Origin of the sequence: Streptococcus huangxiaojuni, assembly GCF_040930515.1 — a bacterium.
Lineage (GTDB): Bacteria > Bacillota > Bacilli > Lactobacillales > Streptococcaceae > Streptococcus > Streptococcus huangxiaojuni.
In genome coordinates this window covers 19,074-33,788 of record NZ_JBFQEG010000021.1, presented here as the reverse complement: position 1 = coordinate 33,788, position 14,715 = coordinate 19,074, and the positions used below count along the sequence as shown (strand labels likewise).

Genomic DNA, 14,715 nt, shown 5'->3' with positions numbered 1-14,715 from the left:
TATATCCATTTTTACAATACTCAACGCTATCAAGCCAAACTAAACAACCTGACTCCTTTGGAATTTAGGAATCAGGTTGCTTAACTATTTTTATTATTTGACTGTCCACTTGACAGGGAGCTGTTCACTGTATAAAGTCTCTTTTTTTATATTATCACAGCTAAATTATGCAGACAGAGATAAGGGTATCAAAGTAAAGTGCAAAATAGTAGAAATATGTTATAATAGTCACAATATGAGAGTATATGTCTCGATTGCCGACAGCTGATTAAAAAGAAGCAAATCACAGACTTCTGGTTTTCCGTCTTTTGTTTGGCTCTTTTAGCAGGTTTTGTATCTTAATGAACTGAACACGCCCTAAACGCTGCGGGAAAAACTAATCAAGCTGAGTGCTGATTTCATTACTACCCAGCCGTAAACGTCTGAAGGCTTTGTCGTCTTAAGAGCCTGCCGCACCTTTCTAGTCGTTCTGGCAGAGGTGCGTCTGCGAAATCAAAGATTTCGGACTTACCGTCAGCCGTAGCCGTCTGAAGGCTTTGTCGTCTTAAGAGCCGACCGCACCCTTCTAGTCGTCTTGGCAGAGGTGCGTCTGCGAAATCAAAGATTTCGGACTTACCGTCATTTTCCTTTTGCGTTTTTCACGGGCTTTGTATCTTATTAATTGAACACGCCCTAAACGCTGCGGGAAAAAGATGTCCTGACTTAGAATCTTGCGATTCGTCAGTCAGTCCCCTATTTTCCTTTTGCGTTTTTCACGGGCTTTGTATCTTTATATGGAGGAGTGTTATGTACACAGACGATAGTTTAACTTTGCATACAGATCTTTATCAGATTAATATGATGCAGGTCTATTTTGAACAGGGTATCCATAACAAAAAAGCAGTTTTTGAAGCTTATTTCCGTAAAGAGCCGTTTGCTAACGGTTATGCTGTTTTTGCAGGTCTGGAGCGTTTGATCCAATATTTGGAAGGCCTGAATTTTACTGCGTCGGATATTGCTTATTTAGAACGTTTGGGCTATCCTCAGGATTTTCTGTCGTACTTGAAAAATTTAAAATTAGATTTATCAATCCGGTCAGCAAAGGAAGGGGATTTGGTTTTTGCCAATGAACCGATAGTACAGGTTGAAGGCTCATTAGCTCAATGTCAGCTGGTTGAAACAGCCCTTTTAAATATTATTAATTTTCAAACTCTGATTGCGACAAAGGCGGCCCGTATCCGTTCTGTTATTGAGGATGAACCGCTGCTGGAGTTCGGAACTCGGCGCGCTCAGGAACTGGATGCCGCCATTTGGGGGACGAGGGCGGCAGTGATTGGCGGGGCAGATGCTACCAGTAACGTCCGGGCCGGAAAACTGTTTGATATCCCGGTTTCCGGCACACATGCCCATGCGCTGGTTCAGGCTTACGGCAATGATTATGAAGCGTTTAAGGCTTATGCTAAAACTCATAAGGATTGTGTTTTTTTAGTTGATACCTATGATACCTTAAAAATTGGTGTGCCGGCTGCTATCCGTGTGGCTCAGGAAATGGGGGACAAGATTTCCTTTAAAGGTGTCCGTCTGGATTCCGGCGACTTGGCCTACCTTTCAAAAGAAGTCCGCAAACAGCTGGATGCAGCTGGTTTTACGGATGCTAAAATTTATGCTTCTAATGACTTAGATGAAAATACTATTCTCAACCTCAAAATGCAAAAGGCTAAAATCGATGTTTGGGGAGTCGGAACAAAACTGATTACTGCCTACGACCAGCCAGCCCTTGGTGCAGTCTACAAAATTGTTTCCATTGAGGACGAAAACGGTGTGATGCAGGATACTATCAAATTGTCCAATAATGCTGAAAAAGTATCAACGCCTGGTAAAAAACAGGTTTGGCGCATTACCAGCCGTGAAAAAGGGAAATCTGAAGGGGATTACATCACCTTTGCTGATACAGATGTCAATCACTTGGATGAAATTGTGATGTTTCATCCAACTTATACCTATATCAGTAAGACCATAAAGAATTTTAAGGCTGTTCCGCTTTTAGTTGATATTTATCAGCAAGGCCGGCTGGTTTATGATTTGCCGACGCTTGCAGAGATAAAAGAATACGCTAAAAAAGAACTGGATGGTTTGTGGAATGAATACAAGCGCGTGCTGAATCCTCAGGATTATCCTGTAGATTTAGCTCAGGATGTTTGGGACAATAAGATGAACTTGATTGACCGCGTACGCCAGTCAGCCTATGATTCTGCAGAAGGGGAAAGGAAGAGCTTATGACTTTGCAGGAAAGCATTATCAAAACATTAGGTGTGCAGGCCGCTATTGACAGTCAGGAGGAAATCCGTAAATCTGTTGATTTCTTAAAAGCCTACCTGTATAAGCATCCCTTTTTAAAAACTTATGTTTTGGGAATTTCTGGTGGTCAGGATTCAACTTTGGCCGGACGTTTAGCCCAGATTGCTGTTGAAGAGATGCGTGCTGAAACTAGGGACAAGGCTTATCAGTTTATTGCTGTCCGCCTGCCTTATGGGATTCAGCAAGATGAAAATGATGCTCAGATGGCTCTGCAGTTTATCCAGCCTGATCAGCTTATGACTGTTAACATTAAAGGAGCTGTCAGCCAGCAAGTTGAGGCTTTGCAGGCAGCTGGTGTTACAGTATCGGATTTTAATAAGGGTAACATTAAAGCTCGGCAGCGAATGATTACTCAGTATGCGATTGCCGGTCAGTATGCCGGGGCGGTGATTGGTACGGACCATGCAGCAGAGAATTTGACGGGCTTTTTTACTAAATTCGGCGACGGCGGATCGGATATTCTGCCGCTTTACCGCTTAAATAAGCGTCAAGGACGCCAGCTTTTGGAAGAGCTGGGGGCAGACAGAGCTCTTTATGAGAAAGTACCAACAGCTGATTTGGAAGAGGACAGGCCGGGACTTGCTGATGAAGTGGCCTTAGGTGTGACTTACAATGATATTGATGACTATTTGGAAGGAAAAGCAATTGCTCCAAAAGCCCAGAAAGTGATTGAAGATTGGTGGAAAAAAACGATGCATAAGCGCCACCTTCCTATCACCATCTTTGATGATTTTTGGAAGTAAAATCATCAGGAAAAAGCCAGCTGATTATCCGAAATAGAACTGGCAAAAACTGCCTAATCAGGTTATAAGTTGCTTAATAAAATAAAGGAGACTTTTTACATGTCGGAATTAAAAACAAGTTTTACAGATAAACTTTTCGAACAATATGAGGCCAATCTCAAATATCGTGCTGTGGAGCATGCTGTAACCCATAACGGCCTGCTAAAGTCGCTGGCAACACGGCAAAGTGAAGTAGAGAATGATTACACTTTTTCTATTGATTTAACTCAAGATAAAGCTGCCGACCAAAAAGCTTCAGGCCGCTGTTGGATGTTTGCTGCCCTCAATACTTTTCGGCATCAAGTAATTAAGGATTTTAACGTAGAAAATTTTGAATTTTCACAAGCTCATACCTTTTTCTGGGATAAATATGAAAAGTCCAACTGGTTTCTTGAGCAGATTCTGGCTACTGCGCATCTGGAACTCTCCAGTCGAAAAGTTAAATTTTTACTGGATACTCCGCAGCAGGACGGTGGTCAGTGGGATATGGTTCTTGCGCTTTTTGAAAAGTACGGTCTTGTACCTAAGTCAGTTTATCCTGAATCCGTCTCATCCAGCGCCAGCAGAGAAATGAATCAGTATCTCAATAAATTGCTGCGGCAGGATGCACAAATACTGCGGGAACTGTTCAATCAAGGTGCTGAGCATTCAGCTCTTCAAGCTAAAAAAGAAGAACTGTTACAGGAAATTTTTAACTTTTTAGCCATCAATTTAGGTTTGCCGCCAAGAAATTTTGATTTCTCCTATCGCGATGAAGACAGTCATTATCATGCTGATAAGCAGATCACTCCGCAGCGTTTCTATGAAAAATATATCCATATGAACTTAAATAACTATGTGTCTGTTATTAACGCCCCGACAGCAGACAAGCCCTTCGGACGGTCTTATACAGTTGATATGCTGGGAAATGTTGTCGGCGGCCCTGCCGTCCGCTACCTCAATCTAGATATAGATCGCTTCAAGGAGCTGGCTCTTAGACAATTGAAAGCCGGAGAAACAGTCTGGTTTGGTTCAGATGTCGGACAGTTTTCTGAACGGAAAAAAGGTATTCTGGCGACGACAGCTTATGATTTTTCAGCCGCTCTGGACCTTGACTTCGAACAGGATAAAGCCGGTCGGCTGGATTATGGGGAGAGCCTGATGACGCATGCTATGGTTTTAACTGGGGTTGACTTAGATGATAATGGCAGCCCTCTTAAGTGGAAGGTTGAGAATTCTTGGGGGGAAAAAGTCGGAGATAAAGGCTATTTTGTGGCTTCTGATGACTGGATAGAGGAGTATGCCTATCAAATCGTAGTTCGTAAAGACTTTTTAACAGATCAAGAACGTGCAGCTTATGATGCAGATCCGATTGTACTGGCTCCTTGGGATCCGATGGGAGCTCTTGCTAAATGACAGCAGTAGACCTTCTTTCTAATTCAATAAATATCTTTTTAGCTGGCCCAGCTTTTAATAATTATTGTACTGGCAGCTGACAACCTCTTTTTCCTTCAGGCTGGAAAAGTGATAAAATTTAATAAAAGACCAAGCTTTGTGTTAAGTGAACACAAAGCTTGGTCTTTTTGTTTAAATAAGATTTTTAATCTAAGCTGGCTAGTCCCCTTCGTTTTCGTCTTCACTTTCACTTTGAGAAGAGGATTGTTCTGAATCATTATCACTGTTATTATCAGAACTTGTGTCAGTGTTTTCTTCACTGGACGGTGCCTCTGATTCAGTAGTTGAAGAACCATAGATGTTATTGTAGACTGAACTGGAAGAAGATTCGTAAGTTTTTGAGGTATAACCGCTCAGATAAAGATAGGATCCACTGCGATATAAACCGCTAGGCATGGTCCAATCGGTGCTGCCGCTGCCAGACTGTGCTAAATAAAGCATCATTGCCCGATAGACTTGAGCAGCAACATTAAGGCCGTCTCCGTAAACAGGTGTCAGGCGGTCCTTATAACCTGTCCAAACTGCCATAGCATACTGTGTTGTGTAGCCGACGAAATTTTCATCAGGAGCCATTGTTCCCACACTGTAAGTACTGATACCCTTGTCTTGAGCAATCTGTGTCAGTTCTTCATCAGTGTAGTTAGATGTTCCGGTTTTACCGGCCTGATAGATTCCGGAAATAGCTGCTTCAGTCCCGGTTCCGTAGGTTAAAACTGTTTTGAGCATGTCTGTCATCATATAAGCAGTCGTTTCTTCCATAGCACGTGTTGCTGAAGAAGTATAGCTTTGTGATGTCCCGTCACTAAACTCAATTTTGTTGACATACTGCGGTTTGTAATATGTTCCGCCATTGGCAAAAGCTGCGTAGGCAGCTGCCATCTTTTCGCTGCTGGCTCCGTATTTTTGGTCAGAGCTGCTGGTGTTACTGGAGATGGCATTTGAATAGACCATTTCCGGATAGTTAATGCCTAAGCCGCTCAGGAATTCCTGAGCAGTCTCTAAGCCTGCTGCTTCCAAGGCTTTAACCGCCGGAACATTACGTGATTGCTGGATAGCTGTCTGAATAGACATAGAACCATAGTATTGGCGGTCCCAGTTGTAGAGTTGGGTAGTCGTCCCCGGCCAGTAGTAAACAGCATCGCTGGTTGACTGGCCGGTTGAGGTATAAGCCTTGCTTTCAATAGCAGGACCATAGGCAGAGATCGGCTTCATTGTTGATCCCCAGTCACGGTCGGTCAGGACAGCCTGATTGGTTCCAAAGGACACATTGCTGTCTTGATTCCGTCCGCCTAATTGGGCGATAACCCTGCCGTTAGTCACATCGATAACCGTTGAAGCAACCTGAAAATCTGCATCAGGATAGTTGACATAAGTATCTGTATTGTAAATGTCGTACAGATACTGCTGTGCTTCGGGGTCAACATTAGTATAGACTTTCATACCGGCTGAAAAGATATCCTGACCGGTTGTTTCCTTAACTTCAGCAATTACCTGCTTGAGGTAATTGTCCATGTATTTTGGATAATTTGTGTTTTCTTTAAGCTCCTGCAGACCGTCTGTAACAGGTGTTGCTACAGCTTCGTCGTATTCTGCCTGTGTGATGTTGCCGTCTTCATACATCTCTTTCAGGACTAAATCCCGCCGCTTTTGAGCGGATTCGGGTTCGCTGTAAGGATCGTACTGGCTAGGTGCTTGAGGGATACCGGCCAAAAGAGCAATTTGTGCAATAGAAAGGTCCTTTAAATCTTTATTATAATAAGATTTAGCAGCAGTCAGCATCCCATAGTTGCCGTTCCCCATATAGACCTTATTGACATAGAAGGTGAGGATTTCTTCTTTTGTATATTTTCGCTCCATCTGCAAGGCTAACCATGCTTCTTGAGCCTTGCGTTTCAAGGTCTGATCGGATTCATTGGTTGAAAAGTAGCCTAGCTTAATGACTTGCTGGTCGAGTGTTGACCCGCCCTGAGTGCTGCTTCTGATTAGGTTATTCCAGGCAGCGCCGATAATTCGGTAAAGATCAATTCCGCGGTGCTTAAAAAAACGTTTATCTTCTATGGAAGTGACAGCATTAACAAGGTTAAGCGGAATACTGTCAGCTGTGACGCTCTCCCGCTTTTCAGAACCCAAATCAGCAATGAGATTATTATTGACATCGTAAACCAGACTTGAGTTAGTGGACTCGAGTTTGCTTTCAGAAAGTTCTGGTGTGCTGCTGATATAGTAAGCAAATAGGAGACCGCCGACAATAATACCGATGAGAGCCAGACTGAGAGCAGCAAGGACAGCGTATTTAATTGTTTTAAGTACTTTGTCTCTGGTTGTGAGTTCTCTGAAGGCTCGTTTTTGATTATTTCTTCTTCTGAACTGAATCGTTTTGATAGTAATCACCGCCTAAAAAATAATTTTCAATAATGTCTAAATAAGGAACCTGCGGCAGAGCTTTCATCTCTACCCAGTAGCCCTTCTTTTTGATATAATCAAGAGGCATTGATTTTGTGCCGTGGTCAATCTGATAAAAATCTATCAGAGCTTTAGCCGGCAGAAAATAGGTTTCTTTTAATGATGAAAAATGAAGCAAAACAAAGCAGATTCCCTGCTGCTCTAAAACTTTAGCCATGTGCTCAATTTGATGCATATGAAAATTTTTCATAGGCATAGCTGTTTTCAGCCGAGTTTCCTTTGCTTCGAAATCAATATAATGCCCTCGGTAAACACCGGAATAGTCAGTTGTTGACGGCTGTCTGAAATAAGCTTCAACAATCTTGGCGCGGCTCCTCATAGGATAATCCACTTTCACTATTTGGATGGGCGTCGGCTTTTTATGAATGACAGCAATAGAATGCGCCAAGTAATAACTGTTGGTTGCGTTAATTGCTGCTTCAAAAGACATGCCTCGGTTAGCAAAATTAACCTTTTTGTCTGACTGTCCTGCTGTTTTTTTTCGGATGAGATGATGGGGGTGCGGATAATTAACCATAATCCTCCTAACTTCATATACAAAATAGGATAATATAAAGCAAAACTATTATACCATAATTTTAAAAAGGATGATATTTTATGCATACGATTCTTATAACTGGCTATAGAAGCTTTGATCTGGGAATCTTTCAAGATAGTGATAAGCGCATCAGAATGATAAAAAAAGCAATTAAAAAGGATTTGCTGTCTTATCTGGAGGAGGGAGCTGAATGGCTTATTTTTACCGGCAGTCTCGGTTTTGAATTTTGGGCTTTAGAGGTCGCTCAGGAACTGCAGCAGACATATGATTTTGGTATTGCTACCATTGTCCTCTTCCGCAATCATGGAGAAAATTGGAATGCAGCTAATCAAGAAAAACTGACTAGGTTCAAGACAGTTGATTTTTTTAAATACTGTTATGATGCTTATCAAGGTCCTTGGCAGTTTCGGCAGTATAATCAGTTTCTGCTTGATAACTCAGACGGCGCTTATATCTTTTACGACAGTGAGCAGAAAACCAATCTCCATTATCTGGTAGATGAAGGACAAAAACGTATGGATTATCCTATCTTGTTTTTAACCTTTGACAGGCTCAATGACCTGCTGAATGATTGGTAGTTTTCTGCCAAACAGCTGCTTAGAGCATAGCAGGTCTAGTTTGTTGAGCTGCAAACGATAAGTTTTAGACATTGGAATGTCATCTTTTTTTAATTATGAAACAGATCTTAATACTTGATTTTTGAATTTTTTTTAGCTATGATGGAAGTGATAGATAGTTAAAATTAAATTTTCACTATTTAAGAATTGTTATGTTTGGAGAGGATAGAATGGCAAGTATTATTTTTAGTCCCAAAGATATTTTTGAACAAGAATTTAGAACCAGTATGCGCGGGTATGACAGAAAAGAAGTCGATGAGTTTTTAGATGATGTCATCAAGGATTATGAAACCTATATCGAACAGATTCAAGAACTGCGTGAGGAAAATGAAAAACTTAAACAGGCCGCTGCGCGGGCTAAAACAGAAAAAAAAGCTCCATCTCCGGCCCCTGCAAAAGTAGCTGCTGTTCCTGAGCAAACTCGTGTTGCACAGTCTGCTACAAATTTTGATATTCTAAAACGTATCAGCCGATTGGAAAAAGAAGTGTTTGGCAAGCAGATTGTTGAATAAAAAGTTAGGAATAAAAATGCAATTTTTGGATAATCGCATGGAAGAGTCAGTCTTTCATGAGGAAAGTCCATGCTAGCACTGGCTGTGATGCCGGTAGTGTTTGTGCTGGGTGAAAAAATAAGCCCAGGGACGTGTTAAGACACGTTACGGCGGATGAAACGGCTAAGTCCTTTTGTTGAAGGATAGGCGGGACTAATCCTGAAAGTGCCACAGTGACGAAGCTTTTATGGAAACATAGGAGGTGGAACGCGGTAAACCCCTCAAGCTAGCAACCCAAACTTTGGTAGGGGCATGGGGCAGGCGGAAAGCGAACGCACTGTCCTGACTGGAAACAGTAGACAGATGATTATCGAAGGAAGCAGGAGCCTAGCTGTTTCCGGAACAAAACATGGCTTATAGAAAATTGCATAATAGGTTAAGCTAGCATCTGCTAGCTTTTATTTAACTTTGATGAATAAAATTAAAAGGACCATAATGAAAGAAAGCTTTAATTTAGTGGCTACAGCCGGAGCAGGTCTTGAAGCTGTTGTCGGCCGTGAAATCAGAAATTTAAAAATAGACTGTCAGATTGAAAACGGCAAAGTTCGTTTTCAGGGAGATCAGACGGCTATTATCAGAAGTAATTTGTGGCTGCGGGCAGCGGATCGTATCAAAATTGTAGTTGGAGAATTTACAGCTCTTACTTTTGAAGAACTTTTTCAAGGGATAAAGTCTCTTGATTGGGAAAACTACCTGCCTCTGGGTGCACAATTTCCGATTGCTAAGGCCAAATGTGTTAAATCCCGACTTCATAATGAACCCAGTGTACAGGCTGTTGCAAAAAAAGCTGTTGTCAAAAAACTGCAGCAGTATTATCATCGGCCGGAGGGCATTCCCCTACCGGAACATGGTGCAGAGTTCCGGATTGAGCTTGCTATTGTCAAAAATCAGGTCAGTGTGCTGATTGATACAACCGGCTCCAGTTTATTTAAACGCGGTTACCGTGTGGATAAGGGAGGCGCTCCGCTTAAAGAAAATATGGCTGCGGCTATTATTGAGCTAAGCAACTGGTACCCTGATAAACCTTTTATCGATCCAACTTGCGGATCAGCAACTTTTTGTATTGAAGCAGCTATGATTGGCATGAATATGGCTCCGGGCCTCAGGCGCAGCTTTGCCTTTGAATCTTGGCCTTGGTTTGATCAGGAACTGACGGCCCAGCTCCGTGCAGAGGCAGAAGGGCAAATTGACAGAACAGTTGAGCTGGATATTTCCGGTTTTGATATTGACGGCCGAATGATTGAGACTGCCAGAAAAAATGTGGCAGCAGCCGGACTTGAAGATGTCATCAAACTGAAACAAATGCGCCTTCAAGACCTTAAAACGGAGAAAATCAATGGTGTTATTATAGCCAATCCTCCCTATGGCGAGCGATTGCTGGATGACAAAGCAGTTAATATTTTGTATAATGAGATGGGTCAAGCCTTTGCTCTGCTGAAGACTTGGAGTAAGTTTATTTTGACCAGTGATGAACAATTTGAAAAAAAATACGGCATGCAAGCCGATAAAAAACGAAAACTGTACAATGGGACACTAAAAGTTGATTTATACCAGTTTTTTGGAGAACGTGTCAAACGTGCTCAGGTTTAGAAAGGCAGGGAAAGGGTGACAGAGGAAAAGAAGAAGCCACAAGAACAGGAAAATGAAGAGTCAAAACTGGATTTTGAAAAAGCTCGGGAGATGACTGTCGGCGAAGCCGTTCGCAAAGATTCAGAAATCAAAGCCGGAGTAACTGAAGAAGATGGTGTTTTAGACAAATATATCAAACAGCATCCTGAAGAAGTTGCTTCGCAAAAATTTGATACTATTACTGCCAGATATGAAAAATTGGATACAGCGGCGCTTGATGATTTTATCAAACAGCAGCGTGAAGAGTTAGAACAGTCTAACCTTCTTCAGGATGAGGCAGAAAAAGAGCTCTCTGCTTCAAGTGAGGAGCCGGTACAGTTTGATACAGTGACAGAGGATACTCTTATCGCTGAAGAAACAGTGCGTCAGTCGGGAACTGAAACGGCTTCTGATCCAGAACCGGCTGAGGAGCCTCTTACCAGCACAAAGGAAAAGAGCTCTCCTTTCTATAAAAAACGCAAACTACTGCTGGGCGCTTTATTTGCTCTGATTCTTGCCGTTTTTGCTGCTGGTTTTGGGATGAATTATCTGAATCGTCAGCAGTCACAGCAGCAAACATCGGGTTCGTCTGGCAATAAAGCCAGCACATCTTCAACTGCCTCAAGTTCAAAAGACAGCTCTAAGGAAGCTGCAGATGAATTTGACAGTCTGTATCAATCCTTCTTTGCTGATGACCAGCAAACCTTGCCTAAAAACAGCGAGTTCGCCAATCTTTCTAAATTAGAAACGGCTCTTAAACAGTTGGCTGATACAGACTATTATAAGGATGCCAAAAGTAAATACGATAAGCTGAGCCGTCAGATAAAAGCGGTTCAGGCGGTAAATGGTAAGTTTACTTCCGATGCCATTGCTGATGGAAAGCAGGTGGAGTCTGCCACTGTCAAATCTGACGCTAATTTTGACGATTTGTCCAGTGAAACGTTAAATACCGGCAATGCCAGCTTGGATACTTTGCTGCAAAAAGTCATTGCTGCTGGCCGTGAGCAGTTGGCTGCCGGGGGAAGCAGCTCATCACAACAGGCTGCTTCCGGAGAAAGTTCAGCTGCTGAATCGAATTCAGCAGTAAACGGTTCTGGTATTTCGGGATATGACAATTCAACGCTGGACCGCAGCCGTTCACGTGTCCCATACAGTGCGGAGGCCGTGGCAGACAGTGCTAATTTAGCATGGACTTTCAATCCCGGAGTGCTTGAAAAAATTGTGGCGACTTCGCAGGAGCGCGGCTATATCTCAGGCAATGATTATATCCTTGAGCCTATTAATATTATTAACGGCAACGGTTATTACAACATGTACAAGCCTGATGGCACCTATCTTTTTTCCATCAACTGTAAGACAGGCTATTTTGTCGGCAATGCTTCAGGCTACTCAGATGCACTGGATTATTAAAACAGGTTGTTAGTCCGCGAAAATATTCTTTCTTTCCATTGTTTGATAGATAAAAAAGCTTGGTCCTAAATTTTTACAACCAAGCTTTTTTATTTGTTGTATTTTCGGTAAAAACGGCTGTTAAACAAGATGCCGTTTAAAAGGATCGTCTGAAATACCTGCTTCTAAGATCAATTTAGCCCATTCTTTGGCAGAAAACAGGCTGTGATCCTTGTAATTACCGCAAGACTCGGCTGTGGTTCCCGGGACATCTTCCCAGCTTGTTGTCTGAGCTATCTCCTCCAAGCTTGCTTTAATAACTTTTGCAATATCAGTACTGGAGTGCTCTCCCCACATAATAAGGTGAAATCCCGTCCTGCAGCCAAAAGGTGAGCAGTCGATCATTCCCTCAATTCTCTGACGAAGCAGTTTAGCTAAGAGGTGCTCAATCGTGTGCAGTCCTGCTGTAGGAATAGCGTTCTCATTGGGCTGAACCAGACGGATATCGAAATTGCTGATGATATCGCCTTTAGGTCCAGACTCCTCGGAAATATGACGGACATAGGGTGCTTTTACTGCTGTGTGATCAAGTTCAAAACTTTCAACAATAACATCTTTTTTCATTTTTCTCCTCCATGTAAACCAAGATATAAAACCCATATGAAAATGACGGTAAGCCAGAAATCTTTGATTTCGTCTGCGCTCCTCTGCCAGAACGACTAGAAGGGTGCGGCAGGCTTAAAGACTGCAAAGCCTTCAGACGTTTACGGCTGACGGTAAGCCAGAAATCTTTGATTTCGTCTGCGCCCCTCTGCCAGAACGACTAGAAGAGGAGGGGCCAATAAAAACCTTAACTTTTAAATCACTTCTAATTCTATTCTGTAGGATGGAGCTGTCCAGTAACAATTTAAAATTTTGGGAAAGCGACTAAATGCCACAGGATGGCTTGCGTATTGTATATATTACTAGCAGTAATTTAAGGGTTAGATTTTTAATGCCGCCTTCCCTATCTCTCTTTTAAATCATATCATAAAATAGAGAAGGTTTTCAATTTGTAACGTTACTGTTTTCAATTTTAATTGTCGAAAATCTTATTTTATGATAAACTAAAAGATAGCTTTCTGTTAAGAAAACTAAAAAATAGATAGAGGTATAAACATGTTAAATCTTATTTTAGCACTTGTTTGTGCCCTCATTGGTTTAATCATTGGTTATGCGCTTATTTCGATTAGACTGAAGTCTGCGAAAGAAGCTGCTGAACTGACTCTTTTGAATGCAGAACAGGATGCTGTCAACATGCGGGGACAGGCTGAATTAGAAGCCGACCGCATTCGTCAAACAGCGGATCGTGAAAGTAAAGCTCATAAAAAAGAATTACTTTTAGAAGCAAAGGAAGAGGCTAGAAAATATCGAGAAGAAATTGAAAAAGAATTTAAGTCTGAAAGACAAGAGCTCAAGCAAATGGAGACACGGCTGACAGAACGTGCCTCTTCTCTTGACCGTAAAGATGAAAATTTATCCAGTAAAGAAAGACTCCTGGATAGCAGAGAACAAAGTCTAACCGATAAATCTAGAAATATTGATGAGCGCGAAGAACAAGTTGCTGCCCTAGAAGCGAAAAAAAGCGAAGAGCTTGAAAAAGTTGCCGAACTTAATCAAGAAGAAGCGCGTGAGATTATTCTGACTGAAACAGAAAAGAATTTGTCCCATGATATCGCCAGCCGGATTAGAGAGGCAGAACGCGAAGTGAAGGATCGCGCTGATAAAACAGCCAAAAATATTTTAGCTCAGGCCATGCAGCGTATGGCAGGGGACTATGTGACAGAGCAGACAATTACCAGCGTGCACCTGCCTGATGATAATATGAAAGGCCGTATTATTGGCCGTGAAGGCCGGAATATCCGGACACTTGAGAGTTTAACAGGGATTGATGTCATTATCGACGATACCCCTGAAGTAGTCGTTCTTTCAGGATTTGATCCCATTCGGCGTGAAATTGCGCGAATGACCCTTGAAGCTCTCATTCAGGATGGTCGGATTCATCCGGCTCGTATTGAGGAATTGGTTGAGAAAAACCGTTTGGAGATGGATAACCGTATACGCGAATACGGTGAAGGGGCTGCTTACGAAATCGGAGCTCCTAATCTTCACCCTGATCTGATTAAGATTATGGGGCGTCTGCAATTCCGTACCTCATATGGACAAAATGTCCTTCGTCATTCCATTGAAGTTGGGAAATTAGCCGGTATTTTAGCTGGTGAACTGGGTGAGAATGTTGATCTTGCCCGCAGGGCTGGTTTTTTACATGATATGGGGAAAGCCCTTGATCGCGAAGTAGAAGGAAGTCATGTAGAAATTGGGACAGAATTTGCTCGTAAGTATAAGGAACACCCTGTTGTTATCAATACCATTGCCAGTCACCATGGGGATGTCGAAGCTAAAAGTGTGATAGCCGTCTTAGTTGCAGCAGCGGATGCTCTCAGTTCTGCCCGGCCCGGTGCCCGCAATGAGTCCATGGAAAATTATATTAAACGTTTAAGGGATTTGGAAGAAATTGCGACAAGCTTTGAGGGTGTACAAAATAGTTATGCCCTGCAGGCAGGCCGCGAGATTCGGATTATGGTTCAGCCTGAAAAAATATCAGATGACCAAGTGGTCCTCTTATCCCATAAAGTTCGCAAAAAAATCGAAAATAATTTAGATTATCCGGGGAATATCAAGGTGACTGTTATCCGAGAAATGCGGGCAATTGACTATGCCAAATAAAAGAGAGTGTGAGCTGTTTTTGGTAAGTTGGATTTTGAAATCCGATTTTCCGTCACTGAGCCGCTGCGCTCTCTTTTTTTGCCCTCTCCTCTCCGACAAAAGTGAAAGAGGCGCTTAGCTCTGCAGCTGGCAGACTGTCTGTATTCTTTTTTAAAAGAATAGGCTTATCTTTTATAAGCACAGTAGTTGGTGGGAAAAGTCAATACATAGCAGCAAAGTCTGAGAAATCA

At 42.3% G+C, this 14,715-nt stretch carries 12 protein-coding genes and 1 other RNA gene; 10 read left to right on the top strand and 3 right to left on the bottom strand.

Annotated elements, in window-relative coordinates; genetic code table 11:
• The first annotated feature begins 3 nt into the window (after positions 1–3).
• The 4 genes from AB3329_RS09785 to pepC all read left to right on the top strand — a co-directional run bounded on the left by AB3329_RS09785 (position 4) and on the right by pepC (position 4,514).
• Positions 4–84: an IS3 family transposase gene (locus tag AB3329_RS09785; RefSeq protein ID WP_368395019.1), complete on the top strand. Its 81-nt coding sequence runs from the start codon at positions 4–6 to the stop codon at positions 82–84.
• A 702-nt stretch (positions 85–786) separates the two neighbouring features.
• Positions 787–2,259 carry a nicotinate phosphoribosyltransferase gene (locus AB3329_RS09780; RefSeq protein WP_368395865.1) on the top strand — a complete coding sequence of 491 codons (1,473 nt, stop codon included), beginning with the start codon at positions 787–789 and terminating at the stop codon, positions 2,257–2,259.
• Positions 2,256–3,080: an NAD(+) synthase gene (nadE, locus tag AB3329_RS09775; RefSeq protein ID WP_368395863.1), complete on the top strand. Its 825-nt coding sequence runs from the start codon at positions 2,256–2,258 to the stop codon at positions 3,078–3,080. The genes AB3329_RS09780 and nadE overlap by 4 nt, the downstream gene beginning before the upstream one ends.
• Positions 3,081–3,179: 99 nt before the next feature.
• A complete protein-coding gene (gene pepC, locus AB3329_RS09770) occupies positions 3,180–4,514 on the top strand; it encodes an aminopeptidase C (RefSeq protein WP_368395861.1) in 1,335 nt (444 codons plus the stop codon).
• 198 nt (positions 4,515–4,712) lie between these two features.
• Here pepC and pbp1a read toward each other — a convergent pair whose 3' ends face one another.
• The gene (gene pbp1a / locus AB3329_RS09765) at positions 4,713–6,851 is read right to left on the bottom strand and encodes a penicillin-binding protein PBP1A (RefSeq protein WP_438272905.1); all 2,139 of its coding nucleotides are present in this window, start codon (positions 6,849–6,851) and stop codon (positions 4,713–4,715) included.
• Positions 6,852–6,903: 52 nt separating this feature from the next.
• A complete protein-coding gene (gene recU, locus AB3329_RS09760; RefSeq protein ID WP_368395858.1) occupies positions 6,904–7,533 on the bottom strand; it encodes a Holliday junction resolvase RecU in 630 nt (209 codons plus the stop codon).
• Between the two features lie 80 nt (positions 7,534–7,613).
• Between recU and AB3329_RS09755 the strand changes: the two genes are divergently transcribed.
• The 5 genes from AB3329_RS09755 (at position 7,614) to AB3329_RS09735 (ending at position 11,740) form a co-directional block, all read left to right on the top strand.
• Positions 7,614–8,132, top strand: a complete 519-nt coding sequence (locus AB3329_RS09755) for an SLOG family protein (RefSeq protein WP_368395856.1) — start codon at positions 7,614–7,616, stop codon at positions 8,130–8,132.
• Between the two features lie 209 nt (positions 8,133–8,341).
• Positions 8,342–8,683 carry a cell division regulator GpsB gene (gene gpsB, locus AB3329_RS09750; protein ID WP_368395854.1) on the top strand — a complete coding sequence of 114 codons (342 nt, stop codon included), beginning with the start codon at positions 8,342–8,344 and terminating at the stop codon, positions 8,681–8,683.
• A gap of 21 nt (positions 8,684–8,704) precedes the next feature.
• An RNA gene (gene rnpB, locus AB3329_RS09745) (RNase P RNA component class B) lies at positions 8,705–9,084 on the top strand.
• 73 nt (positions 9,085–9,157) lie between these two features.
• Positions 9,158–10,312: a THUMP domain-containing class I SAM-dependent RNA methyltransferase gene (locus tag AB3329_RS09740; protein ID WP_368395852.1), complete on the top strand. Its 1,155-nt coding sequence runs from the start codon at positions 9,158–9,160 to the stop codon at positions 10,310–10,312.
• Between the two features lie 15 nt (positions 10,313–10,327).
• Positions 10,328–11,740 (top strand): cell division site-positioning protein MapZ family protein, encoded by a 1,413-nt coding sequence (locus AB3329_RS09735; RefSeq protein ID WP_368395851.1) that lies wholly within the window; start codon positions 10,328–10,330, stop codon positions 11,738–11,740.
• A gap of 120 nt (positions 11,741–11,860) precedes the next feature.
• On the opposite strand, the gene AB3329_RS09730 is transcribed toward AB3329_RS09735, so the two are convergent.
• On the bottom strand, positions 11,861–12,343 hold the full coding sequence (locus AB3329_RS09730) for an S-ribosylhomocysteine lyase (protein WP_368395850.1): 483 nt from the start codon (positions 12,341–12,343) through the stop codon (positions 11,861–11,863).
• A 534-nt stretch (positions 12,344–12,877) separates the two neighbouring features.
• On the opposite strand from AB3329_RS09730, the gene AB3329_RS09725 reads away from it, so the two are divergent.
• Positions 12,878–14,485: a ribonuclease Y gene (locus AB3329_RS09725; protein WP_368395848.1), complete on the top strand. Its 1,608-nt coding sequence runs from the start codon at positions 12,878–12,880 to the stop codon at positions 14,483–14,485.
• Positions 14,486–14,715 lie beyond the last annotated feature (230 nt).

What these genes read in the sequence shown, in the direction of transcription:
- AB3329_RS09780 (WP_368395865.1), top strand. Translation starts at nt 787, where the DNA reads ATGTACACAGACGATAGTTTAACTTTGCATACAGATCTTTATCAGATT.
- nadE (WP_368395863.1), top strand. Translation starts at nt 2,256, where the DNA reads ATGACTTTGCAGGAAAGCATTATCAAAACATTAGGTGTGCAGGCCGCT.
- pepC (WP_368395861.1), top strand. Translation starts at nt 3,180, where the DNA reads ATGTCGGAATTAAAAACAAGTTTTACAGATAAACTTTTCGAACAATAT.
- recU (WP_368395858.1), bottom strand. Translation starts at nt 7,533, where the DNA reads ATGGTTAATTATCCGCACCCCCATCATCTCATCCGAAAAAAAACAGCA.
- AB3329_RS09755 (WP_368395856.1), top strand. Translation starts at nt 7,614, where the DNA reads ATGCATACGATTCTTATAACTGGCTATAGAAGCTTTGATCTGGGAATC.
- gpsB (WP_368395854.1), top strand. Translation starts at nt 8,342, where the DNA reads ATGGCAAGTATTATTTTTAGTCCCAAAGATATTTTTGAACAAGAATTT.
- AB3329_RS09740 (WP_368395852.1), top strand. Translation starts at nt 9,158, where the DNA reads ATGAAAGAAAGCTTTAATTTAGTGGCTACAGCCGGAGCAGGTCTTGAA.
- AB3329_RS09730 (WP_368395850.1), bottom strand. Translation starts at nt 12,343, where the DNA reads ATGAAAAAAGATGTTATTGTTGAAAGTTTTGAACTTGATCACACAGCA.
- AB3329_RS09725 (WP_368395848.1), top strand. Translation starts at nt 12,878, where the DNA reads ATGTTAAATCTTATTTTAGCACTTGTTTGTGCCCTCATTGGTTTAATC.